This window comes from Exiguobacterium sp. CH10 (assembly GCF_018617635.1).
GTDB classification, from domain to species: domain Bacteria; phylum Bacillota; class Bacilli; order Exiguobacteriales; family Exiguobacteriaceae; genus Exiguobacterium; species Exiguobacterium aestuarii_A.
This window is the reverse complement of sequence record NZ_JACSKO010000001.1, coordinates 920,873-941,537: the sequence shown is the minus strand read 5'-3', so window position 1 is coordinate 941,537 and position 20,665 is coordinate 920,873. Positions and strand designations below refer to the sequence as shown.

Sequence of the window (20,665 nt, the reverse complement as noted above, 5' to 3'; positions counted from 1 at the left end):
TTAAATATCAAAAAAACACATGGTAATTTATACCCAAATCCAAAAGTGACAACTCTATAATCAAACTCCTTATTAAATAAAAATAGTGCACAGGTCAAAAATTATTAATATTCATTACTAAAGCAAAAGTCTAGAAAAGAATAAATATACTGACTGCGATACATAAAAAATGTAAAATGAACCACATTCAACAAAAGCGCTTTCGGTCATTTCAGACATGCTATACTAAAAGAAAATGACAGGAATAGGTGGAATGGTCATGGGGAACACAACACCACGCAACTCCAAATGGATGAGGTCCTATAATCGGGCGCTCATCCTTCGGCTCATCCGGCTCCATCAGCCGGTGTCCCGCGTCGAGCTCGCCAAGAAGACGAGTTTGACGAAACCGACGATCTCAAACATCGTCAATGAACTGAAAGAAGAAGGACTGATCAATGAGCGGGAGCTCGGCGTCTCGAGTGGGGGACGACGCCCAATCATGCTCGAGCTTGCGGCGAGCGACCGTTTCGTCATCGGCATCGATGCGACGCAGCGAAAGCTGCACGGGGTCGTCATGAACATCCATGGGGAACTGCTCGACGAGGCATGGCATGACGAACGGTTCGATACGAACGAGGAGTTCATCGACGCCATCGTCGCGCTCTACATAACGTTGAACGACCGCACGAAAGGGGACGTCATCGGACTCGGTGTCTCTGTCCACGGGATGGTCGAGGCAGGTGACGGGGTCGTCTTGTTCGCACCACGTTTTCACTTGCACGACATCCCGCTCAAGCGCGAACTCGAGAAGCGACTCGGCCAGCACGTCTTCGTCGAGAACGACGTACGGACGCTCGCTCTCGGCGAACTGTATTTTGGGGAAGCCATCGGGATCGAGGAGTTCTTTTATGTGTATGCCGGGTACGGGATCGGGGGTGCGTATGTCCACGCAGGCGAGTTGATCGATGGGGAGCATCACATCGCCGGTGAGATCGGACATATGCGCATCATGCTCGATGGACCGATTTGTTCGTGCGGGAACCGGGGCTGTTTAGAGGCGGTCGCAGGTGAGCGTGCCATCTTGAATGAGGCCCGTCAACTCGCGCATGATCTGACGCTCGACGACCTTCGTGATTCCGTAAGCTCGAATCAAGACGTTCAAAAGCTGTATGAACGGGCCGGTGAATATATCGGCATCGCCACGCTCAATATGATCCATCTGTTGAATCCGGGCCGTATCCTGCTCGGGGGACCACTCTTCAACTATGCGCCGGACGTCGTGACGAACATCCAGGATCGTGTCGCCCAGACCGCGCTCACCCTCGACGCCCGTCAGACCGACATCCGTGTCGTCCCGTGGAACGTTAGCCAAGGCGCACTCGGGGCCGCGGCACTCATCACGAACGAGATGTTCGGTGAAATTCAATGAAACAATGAGTCGTCTTTCTCTTGTAGAAAGGCGATTTTTAATTTCTTCATAAGAAAGCGTTTACAACGTAAACGAGGGCATGCTATAGTCTATGTGTAGTTAGATAATAAATTTAATTTACTAAGTAAGGGGTGACACTCTCAACGACACGTTTGGAGGGGTAGCGATGCAAAAAGAGACACCATTGAAAGACCAGTTCCACGCGATTTTCGGTCGCTACGGGGCGACCCGATTGTTCGCACGACATGACTTCGCCTTCGACGAAATGGAAGCGTTCACAGGAGAGGAGACGAGCATGATCATCACGCGCTCTAGACGCGACGGCATCTTTCGTCTCTATGACGAGGAGACGCGTGACATCCGATTATTCCGGGCATCGACGCTCTCTCGTGACGTGTCGTTCGACGACATGGACGGCTTGTTCGAACTGTTGCTCTGGCGATTGAAAGAACAAGACGCGTTGCCGTTCGGGGCGGACCTGTACGTCGTCGGCCCATACATAGACGGACCGAAGCTCGATTTGGAACTGATCACGTACACGTTGACACGGCTCGGGGATCGCCCGATGCCAGACCATCTTATTCGGGAGTTATGCCATCGTATCGTGGCGTGACAACACATTCAAAGGAGAATGAACATGAAAAAAACGACGATTGCACTCGCATCATCTGTCTTAATGCTCTCATCTTTACTCGCTGCGTGCGGCGATGACGAACAAGCGGCGGCGACAACGGAAGACGGCAAGCCGGTCATCACATGGTGGGGCTGGGCGCCACAACCTGAAGTCGGGGAAGAAATGGCGAAGGCGTTCAACGAATCGCAAGACGACTACGTCGTCAAATTCAAGCGTCTCGAAGACTACGAGCAACAGCTCCAAGTCGCGATGCTCGGTGGTGACGGTCCGGACGTCATCGGTCTCAAAGAGCCGATGATCCCGCAATACAAGGATCGCCTCGTGCCAGCGAAAGACTATATGGACAAAGCCGCCGGCGAAGGCTGGAAAGACAAGTTGATCGAGCTCGGTATCGAACAGACGACGGTCGACGGCGAACAGTATGCGGTACCGGTCGGCTTCACAGGACAGGCATATCTCATGTACAACAAGACGCTCCTCGACAAATACGGCGTGACACCGCCGAAGACGTATGACGAGACGGTCGCAGCGATTGACAAGATCAACGCCTCAGGCGACAAGGTCATCCCGATGCAACTCGGTGCGAAAGACGCATGGGTCGGCGTCGACGTCTTCAACGTCTTGAGCCACCAAGTCGCACCAGGTTACATTCAAGACGTACTCGCCGGTGACGCGAAGTGGACGGACAAAGAGATGGTCGAGACGGCTGAACTTTGGCAACAACTCTACGAAGACAAAGTGTTCCAAGAAGGGGCATTGGGTCTCGCGACATACATGGACGGCATGAACAACTTCTTCGACAAGAAAGCCGCGATGTGGATCATCGGTTCATGGGAAGCCCACTCGATGACGACGGTCGAGAAGCGTGACAAGTGGAACAACTTCGAAGACGAGATCGGCTTCGTCCCGATGCCTAACCTTGCAGGCGGCACAGAACAACCGGTCATCGCTTCAATCGACATGGCACTCGGTGTCAACAAAGAATCGAAACAACAAGAAGGTGCGGCTGCCTTCATCGCCTACATGACGCAAGGCGAAGGCCAAGCGCTCTACATGGAGAAGTTTGAGATGGCACCAGCTGTTAAAGACATCGAAGTCGCATATGAAGACAAGTTCACGAACGACGTCGAGCGTGAGTCTTACGAAATCTTGAACGAGACAGTGAAGAACGCTGTAGCGGGACGCGGAATCCGTGACCCGAAAGTGTACGACGCACTCGGGAAAGAACTTCAAAACATCGCTGCCGGACAAGATGCGAAAGAAGCACTCGCACGCATCCAGGCGATTGCGGACCAAGGTAAATAATCGAACGAGCGCCAGTAGCCAGACTCACTGGCGCTCGATTTTTTGAATCTGAAAGTGAGGGAACCTTATGCAACAAGCAACCGATTTGAACAAGTCCAAGCCGAAGCTCGCGTCGGTGCCACCCAGCGCGCCGAACCCGATCCGAAAGAAAGAGCGGATGAAGCAAAACTTGATCGGCTGGGCGTTCGTCGCCCCGACCGTCCTGTTCGTCATCGCCTTCATCTATTACGGGATCTTCTATAATGCCTATCACTCGCTCTTCTCGTGGGACGGGATCTCGTTTGAGAAAGTGTATGTCGGCTTCGAGAACTTTGCACGCATGTTCCAAGACCCAGAATTTTATAACGCGCTCAAGAATACGGGCATCTTCACGATCTTGACGGTCACGATTCAGGCGGGTCTCGGGCTCGTGTTGGCCTATTTGCTTCACACGAAAGGCGCGGGCCGGACGTTCTTCAAATCGGTGTTCTTCTTCCCGGTCGTCTTAAGCCCGGTCGTCCTCGGGGCGGCGTTCACGCAAATCTTTGACTTCCAGTTCGGTTACATCAACGAATTCCTTCGCATGATCGGACTCGGTGCTTTGGAGCAGAACTGGCTCGGTGACCAGGATGTCGCGCTCTACGCCATCATCTTGATCAACATCTTCCAATGGACGGGCTCGTCGATGATCATGTACTACATGGCGATGCTCGCAATCGAACGGGAAGTGTTCGAGGCGGCCAATATCGACGGGGCCGGCTTCTGGCGCACGCTGTGGAGCGTCGTCTTCCCGAACTTGAAAGGGACGACGTTCACGCTGACGATCCTCGGGGTCATCGGTGGTCTGAAGACGTTCGATATTGTCTGGATCTCGACGCAAGGTGGACCGGGTAACTCGACCGAGGTCATCTCGACATACCTGTTCCGGAAATCGATGCTTCATCAAGAGGTCGGTTACGCCAGTGCCGTCGCCATCATCTTGCTCGCGATTGCACTCGGTATCACGTACTTCCAGATGCGTGTACAGAAGAAAATGGACTAAGGGGGAGTAGCTATGGAACTGCAAACGAAAAAAGGAAGATGGTTCACCAATATCGGTCTCTCGCTAATGGCGGTCCTCTGGTTGTTCCCAATCTTCGTCATGTTCAAGGAAAGCTTACGTGTCAACGGCTTTGAAAACTATATCGCGACGCTTCAAAATCCGAACTTCCCACAGTTCGTCATCAACAGCTTTATCGTCGCGTTCTTCATGATTCTCATTTCGATCTCGCTTCTCGCCTTTGCGGCGTTCGGATTCTCGAAGCTCCAGTTTGCTGGGAAGCGCCTGTTGTTCAATCTCGTCTTGGCAGGGTTGATGCTACCGGTCGCCTCGCTCATCGTGCCGCTCTTCTTCACGCTACGTACACTTGACGGGCTCAACAGCTATTGGGGATTGATCGGTGCCGAGATCGCCTTCTTCCTTCCGTTCGGTCTCATGCTCATCAAGAGCTACTTCGATGAGCTGCCAAACGAATTGATGGAAGCGGCGCATATTGACGGGGCATCGACGTTCCAAATCTTCTATAAAGTCATGATGCCGCTCGCCAAACCGGCGCTCGCGACGGCAACGATCTATGCGTTCCTCAACTCGTGGAACGAGTACTTGATGGTCCTCACGTTCATGACGGACCCGGCCAAGCAGACGGTGACGATGGCACCGACCTTCTTCACGGAAGCACTCGGTGGGGACCCTGGTAAACTGTACGCCTCGCTCGTCTTGATCAGCTTGCCGACGATGGTGTTTTATATCTTCTTCCAACGCTTCTTACAAAAAGGCATGACTTCGGGAGCGGTCAAATAATCGATTGAGGTGAACAGCATGTATTTAGGAGTAGATTACTATCCAGAACAGACGGACCGTGCGCTTTGGGACGAGGACGTCCGCTTGATGAAAGAGCTCGGGGTCAACGTCATCCGTATGGCCGAATTCGCCTGGACGATGATGGAGCCGGCAGACGGTGAGTTCGACTTCTCGTTTTGGGACGAGGTCGTCGAGATGTTCGGCGAACACTTTGACATCGTCCTCGGCACGCCGACGGCGACACCACCCGCATGGCTTATCGAGAAGTATCCTGACATTCTCCCGGTGACGAAAGACGGTGTCCGCATCAGTTTCGGTGCCCGTCGTCATTATACGGTCAACAGCCCGGTCTACCGAAAGTACTGTGAACGCATCACCCGCAAGATGGCGGAACGGTACGGACGTCATCCGCGCGTGATTGGCTGGCAGACGGACAATGAGTATGGACATGAACAGTCGGACCGCTCGTACGGCGACGTCGATCAAGTGGCGTTCCAGGGATGGCTGAAAGAACGTTACGAGACGCTCGACGCGCTCAACGCGGCTTGGGGGACCGTCTTCTGGAGCCATACATATACGGCATGGACACAGATTCCGGTCCCTCGCACCGTGTTCCAAGAACACAACCCGTCGCTCCTCGTCGATTTCGACCGTTTCTGTTCGGACGCGTATCGCTCGTTCAACAAACTCCAAGTCGACACGCTCCGTTCGCTCATCCACGAGGATGCGTTTATCACGCATAACTTGGTGTATAGCGACATGGCGATCAACCAGCAACAGATGGCCCAAGACCTCGACTACGTCTCGTTCGACAACTACCCGGTCTGGGGCGGATTGCCGGAGCCGAACCGTTTCGAGAAGACGGCGCACGACCACGACCTATGCCGCTCGTCAAAACAAGGAAAAGGGTTCTGGGTGATGGAGCAACTCAGTGGGGCCCAAGGATGGAGCCGCATCGGCTACTTGCCACGACCGGGACATATCCGTCTCTGGACACATCAAGCCGTCGCCCGTGGCGCCGAGGCGATCGTCTACTTCCGATTCCGTGCCGCCGACTTCGGGACAGAAGAGTTCTGTCACGGTATCATCGACCATGATGGGAAGCCGAAACGGAAGTTCGAAGAGGTGAAGCAGGTCATGTCAGAGCTTCACGTCCATGGCGACATGATCAACGCGGCTGCATACAAGTCGGACGTCGCCGTCTATTTCGACCAAGAGAACTTATGGGCGTGGACGCACCAACCGCACTCGGACGCGTTCAACTTCAAACAAGAGTTCGTCCGCTTCTATGGTGCGGCCGTCCGTCAAGGGGTCAACACGGACATCGTCTTCCCGGGTGATACGCTCGACTCGTATAAACTCGTCATCGTCCCACTCTATTTCCTCGGGAATGACGTGTTCGACGAGACGCTCATCGACTATATCGAGAATGGTGGGAACGTCATCTTCACGTATCGGACTGGCGTGAAAGACTCGATTAACCGTTGTCACAACTTGACGCTCCCAGGCAAGTTCGCCGAATACGCGGGTATCGAGATTGATGAGTACGAGAGCTTACAAGCCGTCCAGTCGAACGAGGTCCGCCTCGGCGACCAAGTGTCTGAGGCGAACATCTGGTGCGACTTGATCACGCCAAAAGGTGCCGACGTACTCGCGACTTACGGGCAGGCGTTTTATAAAGGGACGGCGGCCATCACGCGCCACACGTATAAAGGCGACGTGACGTACATCGGCTCATCGGTCGACGATGCGATGCTCGACACGGTCTATCACGAGGCGCTCACACGTGCCGGCATTGACGCGCACCGACTCCCGGACGATGTCGAGAAAGTCGACCGTCATGGGGACGGGCAGTTGATCCGCTTCTATTTGAACCATTCGACTGAGGTCACGTCATCCGTCGAACTTGACGGCGCGTGGCAGACGCTCGACGGGGAGACGGTGACGGGCACGCTCGAACTTGAACCACTCGCGGTCGTCCTCCTCAAACGGGAGGTGGAAGCATGATTGTTCGTCACGACAATCGGTTCGCCCTCATCGGGACGAATCTCACGTACGTATTTGATGTCGATGCACGCGGTCGTCTCGTCCATCAGTATCTCGGTGGACGCCTACATGAGTCGGACATTAAAGAACTACCGGACGCGCGCGTGTTGCATTCGTCGTTCGAGACACCGGAAGGGGTGGCCGCTTACGAGTTCACCTCGTTCGGCGACCTCGTCTATACGGAACCGACGTTGAAGAGTCATACCGAGATGGAACGGTTACATGCGTTCGCACTCCGTGATGCACGGATCGATGGAGAGACGCTCGAAGTCGATTTGTTCGATTCGATTCAGTCCCTTCACGTGACGCTTCAGTTCACACTTTATCCGGCGTACGACATCATCGCCCGTCGCATGACCGTCAAAGCAGGAGAGACGGTCACGCTCGGTAGCGCACAGTCGTTCAGCCTCGGACTCATCGAGCGCGACATGCGACTCCGTCATTTCAGCGGGGCGTGGACGAGCGAATTCCAGCTTCAAGAAGGGCCGCTCCTTCCAGGTAAGAAGACAATTGAGAGCCGTCGCGGGTTGACGAGCCATCAAAGCAACCCATGGTTCGCACTCGACAGTGACGCCACGGAGACACATGGGGAAGTCGTCTACGGCTTCCTCGGACATTCCGGCAACTGGGCGATCCATTTTGAGAAAGACCAGTTCGGCTTCACGCAAGTGACGGGCGGGATCAACTCGTTCGATTTCGCGAAGACGCTTCAAGCGGACGAGTCGTTCACGACGCCACCCGGCTATATCGGTTATACACAGCGCGGATTCGGCGGTATGAGCCAGAACGCCCATGACTTCGAGCGCGACGTCATCATGCCGGAAGCGACGCGTGACGTGTTGCGCCCGGTCCTCTACAACTCGTGGGAGGCGACCTATTTTGACGTCAGCGAGGACGGACAGAAACGTCTCGTCGACGAGGCGGCCGCGATTGGCTGTGAGTTGTTCGTCGTGGATGACGGCTGGTTCGGTGAGCGCCACTCGGACGCGGCCGGACTCGGGGATTGGCACGTAAACGAGACGAAGTTCCCGAACGGTCTCGACCCGCTCGTCCGATACGTCGAGGAGAAAGGTCTCCAGTTCGGGCTATGGGTCGAACCGGAGATGGTCAATCCAGATTCAGACCTGTACCGAACTCATCCGGAGTGGATTTACTATACGGATGGACGCCCGTCGACGACGTCGCGAAACCAGTTCGTCTTGAACCTCGCCCTGCCTGAAGTCGAGGCGCACGTGACGAAATGGCTTGACGAGTTGCTCGGACGCCACGACATCCGCTACATCAAGTGGGACATGAACCGTGCCTTCTCCGAGCCGGACAGCCCACATCTACGTGACGCGAAGGAACTGTGGCTCCGTCACGCGGAAGCGGTGTATCGCATCCTCGACACGTTACGGGAAAGACATCCGAATGTCGCGTTCGAATCATGCGCCGGTGGCGGTGGGCGGATCGACCTCGGCGTCCTCTCTCGCGTCGAACAAGTTTGGACGAGCGATAACACGGACGCACTCGACCGTCTCACGATTCAGGAAGGCTTCTCATACGCCTATAACGCCAAGATGATGAGCTGCTGGGTGACGGACGCGCCGAACTGGTTGAACAATCGTTCGTTGCCACTCGGGTACCGGTTTGTCAGCGCCATGCAAGGGACGCTCGGTATCGGCGGCAACCTGCTCGAATGGACGAAAGAAGAATTGGCAGAAGCAAAAGAATGGATCGCGACGTACAAGACAATCCGTCCGCTCGTGCAGCACGGGACGAGTCATCGTCTCGCCTCACTCAAACGGGACGGCTTCCACGCCGTCGGCTATACGGACGGAGAAGACTACGTTGTCCTCGTCAACGCCGACCGGCGCCAATACGGGAAGAACCGCTTACGCGTGAAGCTACGCGGACTCGACCCGGAACGGACGTACGAACTAGAAGGGCGCCGCGTGAGTGGACGCTATTTGATGGAACAAGGCATAAACCTCACACAACAAACAGACTATGACGCGTATTGCCTGGTCATCCACCCGGCATGAGCGATGGAAGGGATGAAGCCGTATGCTTTCATTTGATATGGAACAGCTGAAACAACAATTCGAGGAGGTGTTCGCCGCATCAGCGGACCGGTCGTTCTTCGCACCGGGTCGCATCAACTTGATCGGCGAGCACACCGACTATAACGGAGGGCACGTCTTCCCATGTGCGATCACGTTTGGGACGTATGGTCTCGTGAAGAAGCGGGAGGACGATTTGATTCGTGTCTACTCACGTAACTTTGAGGACGTCGGCATCGTGTCGTTCCCTGTGACGGACGGGACGTATGAGGCGAGCCACGACTGGGCGAACTACGTGAAAGGTGTCGTCACGCTCCTTCGACAAGGCGGGCACGATATCCACGGGTTCGACTTCCTCCTCGCGGGCAACATCCCGAATGGGGCGGGTCTCTCGTCATCGGCTTCCCTCGAACTCGTGACGGCATTCATGTTGAATGAAGTGTACGGTCTCGGTCTCGAACGGCTTGACCTCGTCCGACTCGGACAACGTGTCGAGAACACATTCATCGGCGTCAACAGCGGTATCATGGATCAGTTCGCCATCGGGATGGGCAAATCCGGGCAGGCGATGCTCCTCGATTGTGAGACGCTCCATCATGATTACGCACCGATCGCACTCGACGGATACGATATCGTCATCATGAACACGAACAAACGACGCGAGCTCGCCGACTCGAAATATAACGAGCGTCGACGTGAATGTGACACGGCACTCGGGTTGATTCAACCAAAATTCGACGTGGCGTCACTCGGGCAGCTGTCGATGGAGGCATTCGAACAAGTTGCCCTCGACTTGCCGGAGACGCTCCGTAAACGGGCACGCCACGCCGTCTCGGAGAACGAGCGGACGAAACTTGCTTACACCGCCCTGCAAGAAGGGCGACTCGAGACGTTTGGTCAGTTGATGAACGCGTCACACGCATCGCTTCGGGACGATTATGAAGTGACGGGGCTTGAGCTCGACACGCTCGTCGCGGCTGCCCAAGGCTGTGACGGTGTCATCGGTGCCCGCATGACAGGGGCTGGATTTGGTGGCTGTGCCATCGCCATCGTCCGACGAACGGATACGAACGCGATGATCGAACAGACATCCGCGAAATACGAAGAAACGATCGGTTACGCACCGACATGTTACGTCGCCTCGGTCGGCGATGGCGTCCGAGAACTCGTAGAGGAGGAAGTGAAATGAGTGTACTTGTCGTCGGCGGTGCCGGCTATATCGGATCGCACGCCGTCCGTGCCTTATTGAAAGACGGGGAAGACGTCGTCATCCTCGACAATCTCCAGACGGGACACGTCGAGTCGATCCCGCAAGACGTCCGTTTTTATGAAGGGGACTTGCGTGACCGTGCGTTCGTGAAAGAGGTGTTCGCGAAAGAACGGATCACGGACGTTCTCCATTTCGCCGCGAACTCGCTCGTCGGTGAATCGATGACGGACCCGCTCGCTTACTATGACAACAACGTCTTCGGGACACAGGTGCTCCTTGAGGCGATGCGGGACGCGGGGGTGAAGCGGATTGTCTTCTCCTCGACGGCTGCGACATACGGTGACCAGACCGTCATGCCGATCGATGAGACGGCGCTGACGAACCCGACAAACACGTACGGGGCGACGAAGCTCGCGATGGAGTCGATGATTCGCTGGTGTGACCAGGCGCACGGCATCCGCTCGGTCGCGCTCCGTTACTTTAACGTTGCTGGCGCAATCGCGACCGGTGAGATTGGGGAAGACCACGACCCAGAGACGCACCTCATCCCAATCGTCCTTCAAGTGGCGAACGGACAGCGTGACGCCATCACCGTGTTCGGTGATGATTATGCGACAGAAGACGGCACATGTATCCGCGACTACATTCACGTTCAAGATCTCGTCGACGCGCATCTTCTCGCACTCCGTTATTTACGGGAAGACGGAGCGAGCGACGTGTTCAACCTTGGGACGGCGAACGGACTATCCGTGCTTGAAATCGTTGAAGCGGCACGCCGCGTGACGGGCCATGACATCCCGGTCCGACTCGGCGAACGCCGTGCCGGTGACCCGGCGAAGTTGATCGCTTCGTCCGATAAGGCACGACGCGTCCTCGGATGGACACCGACCCGCTCAGATGTCGAGACGATTTTGACGGACGCGTGGAACTGGCATGCGACACATCCGTTTGGTTATCAGGCGAAAGAGGTGAGACGATGATTGATGTGACGATTGAGGCGCTCGTCGAGGCAGCGATTCGTGCAGAGTTGATTGAAGAACAGGACCGGATCTATTCACGAAACCGTGTGCTCGCCACGCTTCATAAACTCGACATGGACGTCCCGACGTCTGTGCCGTCGATAGAAATCCCGGACGCATTAGAGGAGTTGGTCGCGTATGCGATTGAACAGGAGTTGATCGAACCGATCCTCGAAGAAAAGGACCGCTTCATGGCTGAAGTGATGAACATCTTCGTCTCGAAACCGTCTGAAGTGACGCGTCGTTTCAATGAACTTCGCGCGACGGACGTGACGGCGGCGACGGACTATTTTTATCGGATGAGCCAGGCGTCAAACTATATCCAGACGCGTCGGATCGCGAACAACATCACGTATCAAGCACCGACCCGCTACGGCACGCTCGACATCACCATCAACTTGTCCAAACCGGAGAAGGACCCGCGTGAAATCGCACTCGCCCGGACGCAGCCGACCCCGACGTCGAACTATCCGAAAGGGTTGCTCGCGATTGAGAACGAAGGCTACGGCGGACACTTAAAACACCCGGCGCGTGCGAACCATCGCATCATCCCGCTCACGCTCGGCGGACAGCCATGGTCGTTCCAATATTCACCGTATCTCTACTACAACGAGCACTCGATCTTGTTGTCGAACGAGGTGCGCGACATGGTCATCGACCGGGGTGCGTTCGAGCGCCTGCTCGACTTCATCACGCAGTTCCCGCACTATTTTGCCGGGTCGAACGCGGACTTGCCGATCGTCGGCGGTTCGATTTTGACACACGACCATTATCAGGCCGGCCGCTACCGGTTTGCGATGGATGATGCGCGTGTCGTCTCGACGTATCGCTCGGAGCGCTATGACCAAGTCGAGATTGAGACACTCTACTGGCCACTCTCGGTCGTTCGTCTCCGTTCCCGTCAAAAAGAGCAGCTCGTCATGTTGGCGAATCAGTTGCTCGGCTATTGGCGCGACTATGAAGACGAATCGAGTGAGGTTATCCCGTATACGGACGGCGTGCCCCATAACACGGTCACTCCGATTGCGAGACGACGGGACGGGCAATATGAGCTCGACCTCGTCCTTCGGAACAATCGGACGAACGACGCACATCCGGATGGGATTTTCCACCCCCATGCTGACGTGCATCACATCAAGCGTGAGAATATCGGCTTGATTGAAGTGATGGGACTCGCCGTCTTACCGGCACGCCTGAAGACGGAACTCGAACAAGTCGTCCGTTATGTGGCGGGTGAAGATGTCGAAGTTGAAGCGATGCACCAGGAATGGGCGGATGCGTTACGGAAGAAGGCAGGCGACCCGAAAACAATCGTCGACCAAGCCGTCGTCGACAAGTTCGTGAAAGGACTCGAAGACGCCGGAGTCTTCAAACAGACCGAAACGGGGCAGGAACGGTTTGATGTGTTCGTCCGTTCGCTCCTGAGTCATGTCGATAAAGTGGAGTACGGAACACCAAGGTCGGGAATGAGAGAGAAAACGAACTAAAGGTGGTTGTACGAGTGAAACAAGCGACGATTCAAAACACCAACGGCATGAAACTATCCGCCATCGACTATGGCTGTGCTATGACGGAACTGACGGCCCCGGACCGAGACGGTAATCTCGACTCGGTCATTTTGAAATATGGGGACGTCTCTCAATACTTAGAAAACCCGGTCTATCTCGGATCGGTCGTCGGGCGGATTGCCGGAAGGATTCGCGATGCGGAAATCGATGGCGTTGCCTTGACCCCAAGCGAAGCGCCCCATCATATCCACGGAGGCGACAAAGGCATCACGGCTCGTCACTGGGAGATGGATGCCGACGAGCAGTGTATCCAGTTCACGTATGTGAGCCCGGACGGGGAGGAAGGATATCCCGGAAACGTCTTTTTCAAAGTGTTATATGAACTGACAGATGACAATGAACTGATCGTCACGATGACGGCGGAGACGGACCAACTAACGTGGGTCAACCTGAACCATCACAACTATTTCAATCTCGGGGGACGCCCGACCATCCACGACCATGAGCTGACGCTACCAGCCGATTCGGTCGGGGTGCTCGATGCGGAATCGCTGCCGACAGGGGAGTTGCGGGATGTGAGCGGAAGTCCGTTTGATTTCCGCGACGGGAAAGTGGTCCGGGAGGCGCTCGCGTCAGGAGACGAGGCGATTGTAAAAGCCGGTGGGCTCGATCATCCGTTCATCTTGAAGGACGGGGAGACACGACTACATGACCCGGTGAGCGGACGGACGATGACTGTCGAGACGAATCAACCCGTTATGGTCGTCTATACGGGCAACTTCCTCAGTGAAGAGACGCCTGTGACACTCAGCGGCCGACAAAAACATAGCGCGATTTGTCTCGAGGCACAGGCGTTCCCAGACGCCCCGAATCATCCAGACATCGCGACCTCGATCGAACTGAAACCGGGTGAGTTATATCACTCGCGGACAGTGTATCGGTTTGGGGTGGAATAAGCATAAAGACCACTTCCTTTGCTTCGGAATTTGAAGCGAGGGAAGTGGTCTGTTTTATGGAGTGATATGATTGTTTTCAGCTACCTCTTTCAACACATCAACTATACTGCTATGGAAATCTCGAAATGCGTCGGTTTCTACTAAGTCTTTCATTGTTTGATGTACATGGTTGGCATTCGTCCAATCTGGAACATCCATCGTATCTGTATAAATGCGAGTGAACTTTTTCCCTTCTTGTTTTCCTGATTTCATGAAGGAGATTCCTTTTTCTTCGATGGCTTCCAATAGTTCAAGACGACGTTCGTAAGGAATCGGACCAACTTCGACATATAGTTTGAGTCGCTTATCGCCTTTTCGCTCAAACCACATGATGAGCGCATAATTGAGCCAATAGCGTTTCAAGCGAGGCAATTGTTCAAGTGCAGGTAACCACTCGTTCATCACAAAGTTTGGAACACGTGAATGTGCACTGTACACATTCAATTGCAGTTCATTTGCGAATGATTCAAATGCCTGAGGCAGAATGTTCCCACTCACTTTAATAATGTGATCGATGGTCTGCCGCTTTCGGTTATAAATAATGCGTAGATGTCTTTTGGTATCCTCATCTAACGTTTTTAAGATACGCGTCGCTTTTCGAAGGTCGACTTGTTTTTGTTTTGATGGATTGGCATTCGCAAAAAGTAGTTGAATGGCAAGCGTGTTCTCTTGATACAGCTGTAGTGCCGTACGGTCCGCTTCTTCGTTCTCGACGAGACGCTCTTCTAACAGATTCGTATAATACGTTAAGAAATCATAAATGTTGTCAGCAATCGTCGCACGATTCAATTCAAGTTCTTGTTTGATGATGGTCAACACATCACCATAGTCGAGTACCCAATAGTCTTCATGCGAAGGAAGGTCACTCGATAAGGTGAGGTAAACGGGTAGCACGTTCCGATTCGGAAACATGTCTTTCACGTGAGTAATGTATCGAGTCAATTGTCCAGACGACTCACTAGAATGAAATTTATTTTCGATGAGTAAGGTGATATTGAGAGTGGGGATATCGATGAGTAAGTCAATCGACCCATTTCCCGTATACCATTCACGATGAACAATCACATCCGAGAGAGCTTGGTGAGAGAAGGCTAAGTAATCGAACAGATGAATTTTATCTTCATTGTCTTGTTTTGTAATGAGATGCATCAGTAATTTTCTCAAGAAGAAGCTTCCGAGGCGATGATTCTCGTTAGGATCTAATAACCAGGCGAGTACGTTCGAATGTCGAATCTCATATTGATCGACCCGTAACACTTTCAATGGATTGAATTGCTCGAATTGTTGATGCAGTCGATTGAACTCAGGTGCATTTTCAAGTTGAAGAATGGTATCCAGTTGAATCGATTGTTCAGAAGTAGGATTCATGTAGTAGCCTCCTTAACATATAATGTAAGTTCATTAAATCATACAATGAATTAGTATCCTTTAATAAAATTACTATAGGTATGAAATGGGAGTTAAAAAATCAAAAAACGATTTTCTTATTTCCTAAAATCTCCGAAAAAGCAATATGACCACTTGATAAACTACATATAAAGAATAAAGTCATGGAGGCTATACAGATGAAGAAGTTGTTAAGTGGCGTTATGTTAGCAGTGTTTTGTTTGACAGCCGTACTCTCACCAGCCCAGATTCCTTTTTCTCAAGGTGATGTGAGTAAAGTCGAAGCAGCGATTGAAAAGCAGTTCAACAAATCGAGTAAAATCTATGCATCACGTAGTCGGAAGGCAAAAGTCATCCTTAACGTCAAAAAGAATCAGACTGTCACAGTACTCGAGACAGTCGGTAGTTGGAGCAAGGTGCGTACGGGTAAGAAAACGGGATGGACTGCAAACCGAGATTTGAGTGTGGTGAAGCCGAAGATTGAGATTGATCGTCCTTCCCCAACAGCTCTATTTGAAAAGGTGAAGCTAGATTCCCGTTTCACCGAATTTGAGGGTATTCGTCTAATTGGCTATAAATATGAAAAGGGAGAACAGAATTTCCTTCAGGTGTTTCACCTCGAAGACAAAGGAATTTTAGTCATGAGACATTGGTTCGGTGATGCCTATAAACCAGGTGTCAGACCAAAGGAACGTGAGGCAATGATGAAATATCAATACGAATCCATTCAAATGATGGGTGAGTTGATGTACGGACCTGATACACAAGAAGCTAAAAACTATGCGAGCGTGGCATCTGTATATATGACTGAGGTGGAACGTCTTGTTATGGAAGACTGGCATAATCGGATGCGTTATTTCAAAGAAGGAACGTTCCGTGCGAATGGGGATTCATTTAGATACTACATGGCTGGACCAGGAATTGAGATTGAGTTTACTGAATGAAATAGAAATTCTACGCATGAAATGTAGAGTGGAAAATTCATGTATAAATAAGCGTTTAGGAAAGTGGAGTGACCGAAACTGGTCACTCCGCTTTTTTGTTGTTTATGTCCCTATTTTTATAAAATAGGTCATTTCGTTTTTGAAAAACGTGCTATATTTTTATATGGGATTTATAGGATTCATATTCAAAAACCTACATATAAGTAAAGAGAAGAGGAAAACATATGAAGAAGTGGTTGGCTCAATTGATTATCATCATATTATTAGTGCATTCATTGCCTTATTCAGGATTTGCGATGGAGGATACAGAGGCGCCCGAACTGATCAGCTATACGATTGACTCAGGGGAATACACGGTGGGGGACACTGTGAATGTGGAGGTGGTCGCTAAAGATGATCTTTCGGAACTGTCCTATGTCTTTCTTTATCTGAAGAAACCGATAACGGGTGACGCCGAATACGTTTCGATGAGTCATCAAGGAGGTGGGGTGTACCGTGGGACGTTCATCATCGAAGAGGGGATGGAGAGTGGTCACTACGTCATGCATCGCATCTATCTCAAGGATTCACGAGGAAACGACCGCTCCATCTATCGGGATGCGGAAGACGCTCAAGGGTTTGAGGTGTACGGAACAACTAGCGATACGACAGCCCCGGAATTGGTAAGTTACACAATCGAGCCTGGAGAATTTACGGTGGGGGACACAGTGAACGTGGAGGTGGTCGCTAAAGATGATCTTTCGGAACTGTCCTATGTCTTTCTTTATCTGAAGAAACCGATAACGGGTGACGCCGAATACGTTTCGATGAGTCATCAAGGAGGTGGGGTGTACCGTGGGACGTTCATCATCGAAGAGGGGATGGAGAGTGGTCACTACGTCATGCATCGCATCTATCTCAAGGATTCACGAGGAAACGACCGCTCCATCTATCGGGATGCGGAAGACACTCAAGGGTTTGAGGTGTACGGAACAACTAGCGATACGACAGCCCCGGAATTGGTAAGTTACACAATCGAGCCTGGAGAATTTACGGTGGGGGACACAGTGAATGTGGAGGTCGTTGCTAAAGATGATCTTTCGGAGCTGTCCTATGTCTTTCTTTATCTGAAGAAGCCGATAACGGGTGACGCCGAATACGTTTCGATGAGTCATCAAGGAGGCGGGGTGTACCGTGGGACGTTCACCATCGAAGAGGGGATGGAGAGTGGTCACTACGTCATGCATCGCATCTATCTGAAGGATTCGAGAGGGAACGACCGCTCCATCTATCGACATGCAGAAGATACTCAAGGTTTTACATTACGCTATTCTTTATCTGATGTGGTCAAACCAACCTTCGAAAAAATCGATTCAGGAACACTCGAACTCGATGAAGGTGACTTACAATCATTCACCATCTTTGCGTCTGACGACTTGAAGCTAAAGTCAGTCGATGCCACGTTTGTGAACGAATTCAATGAAACCACGACATTATCAAGTACACATGTCATGTCAGATGGGTTCAACATGGAGCTGCCTCGTAGCGCATTCCCTAAAGAAGCAGCAACATGGAAACTCCAGTCCTTGCGTATTCAAGATATGAATGCGAATGAAACCATCGTGAAGGAAGGGTTATCTTTCACAGTTCAAACGCTCGCTCCAATCACGCCTGTCGATGCGCGCATCGTCACGTTTAATGAGTCTTGGAGCTATACGACTGTAGACCAGGATGTCTATATCATGCCAGGTGTCACATTGACACTTGGACAAGGAACGGTATTGAACGGCAATGTGTACGTGGGTGGACGATTACGACTGACCGGAGGAGTAAATGTGAAGGGGCAACTTCGTGGCACATACTTCACATTTGGATACTATACGCCTTCACAAGATGGAATGGTCGTCATGTCAGGGTCGAACAGTGTCTATTCGATGACTGCGACGAATCAATTGTATGACACGTTACCATTCCGACTCGAAAGCACACCTGTATTCGAACAAGATGGACAGGTATCAGTATCGGGATCATTCATTCCATTGTCGACGCTCTACTTAAATGGAGAACCACTCCAAACGAAAGCGAACGGGACGTTCCGTGTCGAGTTGAAGACTCCGGAAGATCGGACGTTACGTTTCTCGATGACCGATGCTTACGGTAAGATTCACCGATGGTCATATCGAGTGTATAAGACGGACGTTCCAGTCGTAACTGCTACACTCGACAGTGGCATCTATTTGAAAGGTCAGACGGTTGGATTGGCGACGACCGATGGAACGATTCATGTCACGCGCAACAATCAAGCATTTGTTTACGAAGGGTCCTTCACGCTCAATGAAACCGTGAGCCTCTCTGCATATGCGAAAGATGAGATTGATCGTACATCTGAGACCGTATCTCGTCGATATGAAGTCATGACGATTGATCCTGTGACGAACCGAGATACGTCGATTCAAGGAACGGCTGAACCGGGGACACATGTGTCATTGACCCTCGGCACAGACACATCTACAGTGACGACCGATGAAACGGGTCGTTTCGTTTTCAACGGATTACAGTTAACCAATCAAGCAACATTCTCACTCCAAGCGACTCATGGAATGCTGACGAGTGACGTTTGGACGAAGTCAATCCAAGATGTGATTGCACCGATCGTGACAGGTGTGTCACATGACCATTTCTACGCTCAACCTGTCTCGTTCACGTTCAATGAAGGGACAGCGACGTTGAATGGCAATGTTGTCACGTCGCCTGTCCGTGTTGAAACGGATAGAACCTATGAGTTGGTGGTTAAGGATGAAGCGAACAATCAGACAACCGTGCGTTTCACGTTGGATCAGCAAGCGCCTATTTTGACGGGTGTGCCGAACGGTTTGACCAATCAAATCGTGACACCGACCTTCAATGAAGGAGTAGCGCTGTTGAATGGGAAATCGTTCACGTCAGGTCAATCAATCACGACAGACGGAACGTACACGCTGATTGTTCGAGACAAAGCTGGAAATGCAACGAAGCAATCATTCACGATTGACCGTACTGCGCCTGTCGTCAGCAATGTTCAAAACGGATCATTTAATCGAGACATTACTCCGATCTTTAAAGAAGGAACTGCGACCTTGAATGACAAACCGTTCACAAGTGGGACGGTCGTGTCGGAAGAAGGCGTATATAACTTAGAGGTCAAGGATAAGGCCGGGAACGTCACAAAAATCACGTTCACCATCGATAAGACAGCAGTCGAAGTTCTAGGTGTGACAGAAGATGGCACGTACCCGTCCGCTCAACCGACATTTAGTGAGGGAGAGGCAACACTGAACGGAAAACCGTTCACATCGGGTCAAGCTATCGCAACCGACGGAAACTATACATTGATCGTCACCGATCGAGCTGGAAATCAGACCGTCGTTCAATTCACGGTTGATGCGACACCTCCTGCAGTCAGTGGCTTCGCGTCAGGAAAAGTCGCCTATCGAGAAGTGAAACCAACCTTTACAGAAGGAACAGCGACATTGAACGGGAAGCCATTCCTTTCTGGGACAACGATTGCCACAGCAGGGAAGTATACGTTGGAGATTACAGATGAGCATGGGAACAAGCGGAGCGAAACGTTTACGATTGATCGCACCTCCCCAGTCGTGACTGGTGTGACGCATCGCCAATTGACGAATAAAGATCTCGTCATCAAGTTCAATGAAGGAACGGCGACATTGAATGGAAAACGGATCGCTAATCAGACGAAAGTGAGTACTTCTGGAGCTTATACACTCCGTGTGACGGATGCCGCTGGGAACATCACACAACTTACATTCACAATCGATAAAAAAGCACCTGCTCGTCCGACTCTACTCACGCTCACGAACAAATCGACTCGCGTGACGGGGAAAGCAGAAAAGGGAGCGATGGTGTATATTTACTACAACAACCGCACGTATAAAGCGAAAGCAAGCAGTACGGGTGTGTATCGCTACGATATGAAGACGACTAAAGTCGGCGCAACCGTATCAGTCCGTGCGTTAGACGCCGCCGGCAATCTTTCGCCGCTCGCGTCGCTACGTGTCCTCAACACGTTCCGTACGTTTTCTGTCAACCCGGTCCGGGCGAGTCAGACTTACGTGACGGGTAAAGGGAACAAAGGGGCGACAGTTCAAGCATTTGTCGGGACGAAAGCCATCAGCAAGACGGCTAAAGTCGATTCCCGAGGAAATTATAAACTAGTGATTCCACGTCAGAAATCAGGCGTGACAGTCACAGTGAAGATGAAACAGAGCGGGTATCAAGATATGAAGAAAATGATTAAAGTTACTCGATAACTTTAAAAATATGTCCGCACATTAAAGCGTCCCCCTACAAGTTCCTCGGAACAATCC

The 20,665-nt window shown here is 52.0% G+C and carries 14 protein-coding genes; 13 read left to right on the top strand and 1 reads right to left on the bottom strand.

Going from position 1 to position 20,665, the window contains the following annotated elements:
- Nucleotides 1-259 precede the first annotated feature (259 nt).
- The 11 genes from KNP04_RS04700 (at nucleotide 260) to KNP04_RS04650 (ending at nucleotide 13,950) form a co-directional block, all read left to right on the top strand.
- On the top strand, nucleotides 260-1,411 hold the full coding sequence (locus KNP04_RS04700) for an ROK family transcriptional regulator (protein WP_214874833.1): 1,152 nt from the start codon (nucleotides 260-262) through the stop codon (nucleotides 1,409-1,411).
- 166 nt (nucleotides 1,412-1,577) lie between these two features.
- The gene (locus KNP04_RS04695) at nucleotides 1,578-2,024 is read left to right on the top strand and encodes a hypothetical protein (protein WP_214744383.1); all 447 of its coding nucleotides are present in this window, start codon (nucleotides 1,578-1,580) and stop codon (nucleotides 2,022-2,024) included.
- A gap of 24 nt (nucleotides 2,025-2,048) precedes the next feature.
- Nucleotides 2,049-3,350, top strand: a complete 1,302-nt coding sequence (locus KNP04_RS04690; RefSeq protein WP_251129826.1) for an ABC transporter substrate-binding protein — start codon at nucleotides 2,049-2,051, stop codon at nucleotides 3,348-3,350.
- A gap of 67 nt (nucleotides 3,351-3,417) precedes the next feature.
- Nucleotides 3,418-4,371 carry a carbohydrate ABC transporter permease gene (locus tag KNP04_RS04685; protein WP_214694278.1) on the top strand — a complete coding sequence of 318 codons (954 nt, stop codon included), beginning with the start codon at nucleotides 3,418-3,420 and terminating at the stop codon, nucleotides 4,369-4,371.
- A gap of 12 nt (nucleotides 4,372-4,383) precedes the next feature.
- Entirely contained in the window at nucleotides 4,384-5,169 is a 786-nt protein-coding gene (locus KNP04_RS04680; protein ID WP_214694276.1) for a carbohydrate ABC transporter permease, read from the top strand.
- An 18-nt stretch (nucleotides 5,170-5,187) separates the two neighbouring features.
- On the top strand, nucleotides 5,188-7,176 hold the full coding sequence (locus KNP04_RS04675) for a beta-galactosidase (protein WP_214874831.1): 1,989 nt from the start codon (nucleotides 5,188-5,190) through the stop codon (nucleotides 7,174-7,176).
- Complete coding sequence (locus tag KNP04_RS04670; RefSeq protein ID WP_214874830.1) at nucleotides 7,173-9,239, top strand: alpha-galactosidase; 2,067 nt, start codon at nucleotides 7,173-7,175, stop codon at nucleotides 9,237-9,239. Before KNP04_RS04675 ends, KNP04_RS04670 begins: the two co-directional genes overlap by 4 nt.
- A gap of 37 nt (nucleotides 9,240-9,276) precedes the next feature.
- Nucleotides 9,277-10,446, top strand: a complete 1,170-nt coding sequence (locus tag KNP04_RS04665) for a galactokinase (protein WP_251129825.1) — start codon at nucleotides 9,277-9,279, stop codon at nucleotides 10,444-10,446.
- A complete protein-coding gene (galE, locus tag KNP04_RS04660; protein WP_214874828.1) occupies nucleotides 10,443-11,447 on the top strand; it encodes a UDP-glucose 4-epimerase GalE in 1,005 nt (334 codons plus the stop codon). Before KNP04_RS04665 ends, galE begins: the two co-directional genes overlap by 4 nt.
- Entirely contained in the window at nucleotides 11,444-12,973 is a 1,530-nt protein-coding gene (locus tag KNP04_RS04655; RefSeq protein WP_214875164.1) for a UDP-glucose--hexose-1-phosphate uridylyltransferase, read from the top strand. Before galE ends, KNP04_RS04655 begins: the two co-directional genes overlap by 4 nt.
- 14 nt (nucleotides 12,974-12,987) lie before the next feature.
- Nucleotides 12,988-13,950 (top strand): aldose epimerase family protein, encoded by a 963-nt coding sequence (locus tag KNP04_RS04650; RefSeq protein WP_214874827.1) that lies wholly within the window; start codon nucleotides 12,988-12,990, stop codon nucleotides 13,948-13,950.
- Between the two features lie 54 nt (nucleotides 13,951-14,004).
- On the opposite strand, the gene KNP04_RS04645 is transcribed toward KNP04_RS04650, so the two are convergent.
- Complete coding sequence (locus KNP04_RS04645) at nucleotides 14,005-15,357, bottom strand: PDDEXK-like family protein (RefSeq protein WP_214874826.1); 1,353 nt, start codon at nucleotides 15,355-15,357, stop codon at nucleotides 14,005-14,007.
- Nucleotides 15,358-15,554: 197 nt separating this feature from the next.
- Between KNP04_RS04645 and KNP04_RS04640 the strand changes: the two genes are divergently transcribed.
- Complete coding sequence (locus tag KNP04_RS04640; RefSeq protein WP_251129824.1) at nucleotides 15,555-16,319, top strand: SH3 domain-containing protein; 765 nt, start codon at nucleotides 15,555-15,557, stop codon at nucleotides 16,317-16,319.
- Between the two features lie 224 nt (nucleotides 16,320-16,543).
- Nucleotides 16,544-20,608, top strand: coding sequence for an Ig-like domain-containing protein (locus KNP04_RS04635; RefSeq protein WP_214874825.1), 4,065 nt, complete (start codon nucleotides 16,544-16,546; stop codon nucleotides 20,606-20,608).
- The last annotated feature ends 57 nt before the right edge of the window (nucleotides 20,609-20,665 follow it).

Coding starts and splice junctions, on each gene's coding strand:
- KNP04_RS04675 (WP_214874831.1), top strand. CDS start 5,188: ATGTATTTAGGAGTAGATTACTATCCAGAACAGACGGACCGTGCGCTT.
- KNP04_RS04635 (WP_214874825.1), top strand. CDS start 16,544: ATGAAGAAGTGGTTGGCTCAATTGATTATCATCATATTATTAGTGCAT.
- KNP04_RS04685 (WP_214694278.1), top strand. CDS start 3,418: ATGCAACAAGCAACCGATTTGAACAAGTCCAAGCCGAAGCTCGCGTCG.
- galE (WP_214874828.1), top strand. CDS start 10,443: ATGAGTGTACTTGTCGTCGGCGGTGCCGGCTATATCGGATCGCACGCC.
- KNP04_RS04690 (WP_251129826.1), top strand. CDS start 2,049: ATGAAAAAAACGACGATTGCACTCGCATCATCTGTCTTAATGCTCTCA.
- KNP04_RS04695 (WP_214744383.1), top strand. CDS start 1,578: ATGCAAAAAGAGACACCATTGAAAGACCAGTTCCACGCGATTTTCGGT.
- KNP04_RS04670 (WP_214874830.1), top strand. CDS start 7,173: ATGATTGTTCGTCACGACAATCGGTTCGCCCTCATCGGGACGAATCTC.
- KNP04_RS04640 (WP_251129824.1), top strand. CDS start 15,555: ATGAAGAAGTTGTTAAGTGGCGTTATGTTAGCAGTGTTTTGTTTGACA.
- KNP04_RS04700 (WP_214874833.1), top strand. CDS start 260: ATGGGGAACACAACACCACGCAACTCCAAATGGATGAGGTCCTATAAT.
- KNP04_RS04680 (WP_214694276.1), top strand. CDS start 4,384: ATGGAACTGCAAACGAAAAAAGGAAGATGGTTCACCAATATCGGTCTC.
- KNP04_RS04655 (WP_214875164.1), top strand. CDS start 11,444: ATGATTGATGTGACGATTGAGGCGCTCGTCGAGGCAGCGATTCGTGCA.
- KNP04_RS04665 (WP_251129825.1), top strand. CDS start 9,277: ATGGAACAGCTGAAACAACAATTCGAGGAGGTGTTCGCCGCATCAGCG.
- KNP04_RS04645 (WP_214874826.1), bottom strand. CDS start 15,357: ATGAATCCTACTTCTGAACAATCGATTCAACTGGATACCATTCTTCAA.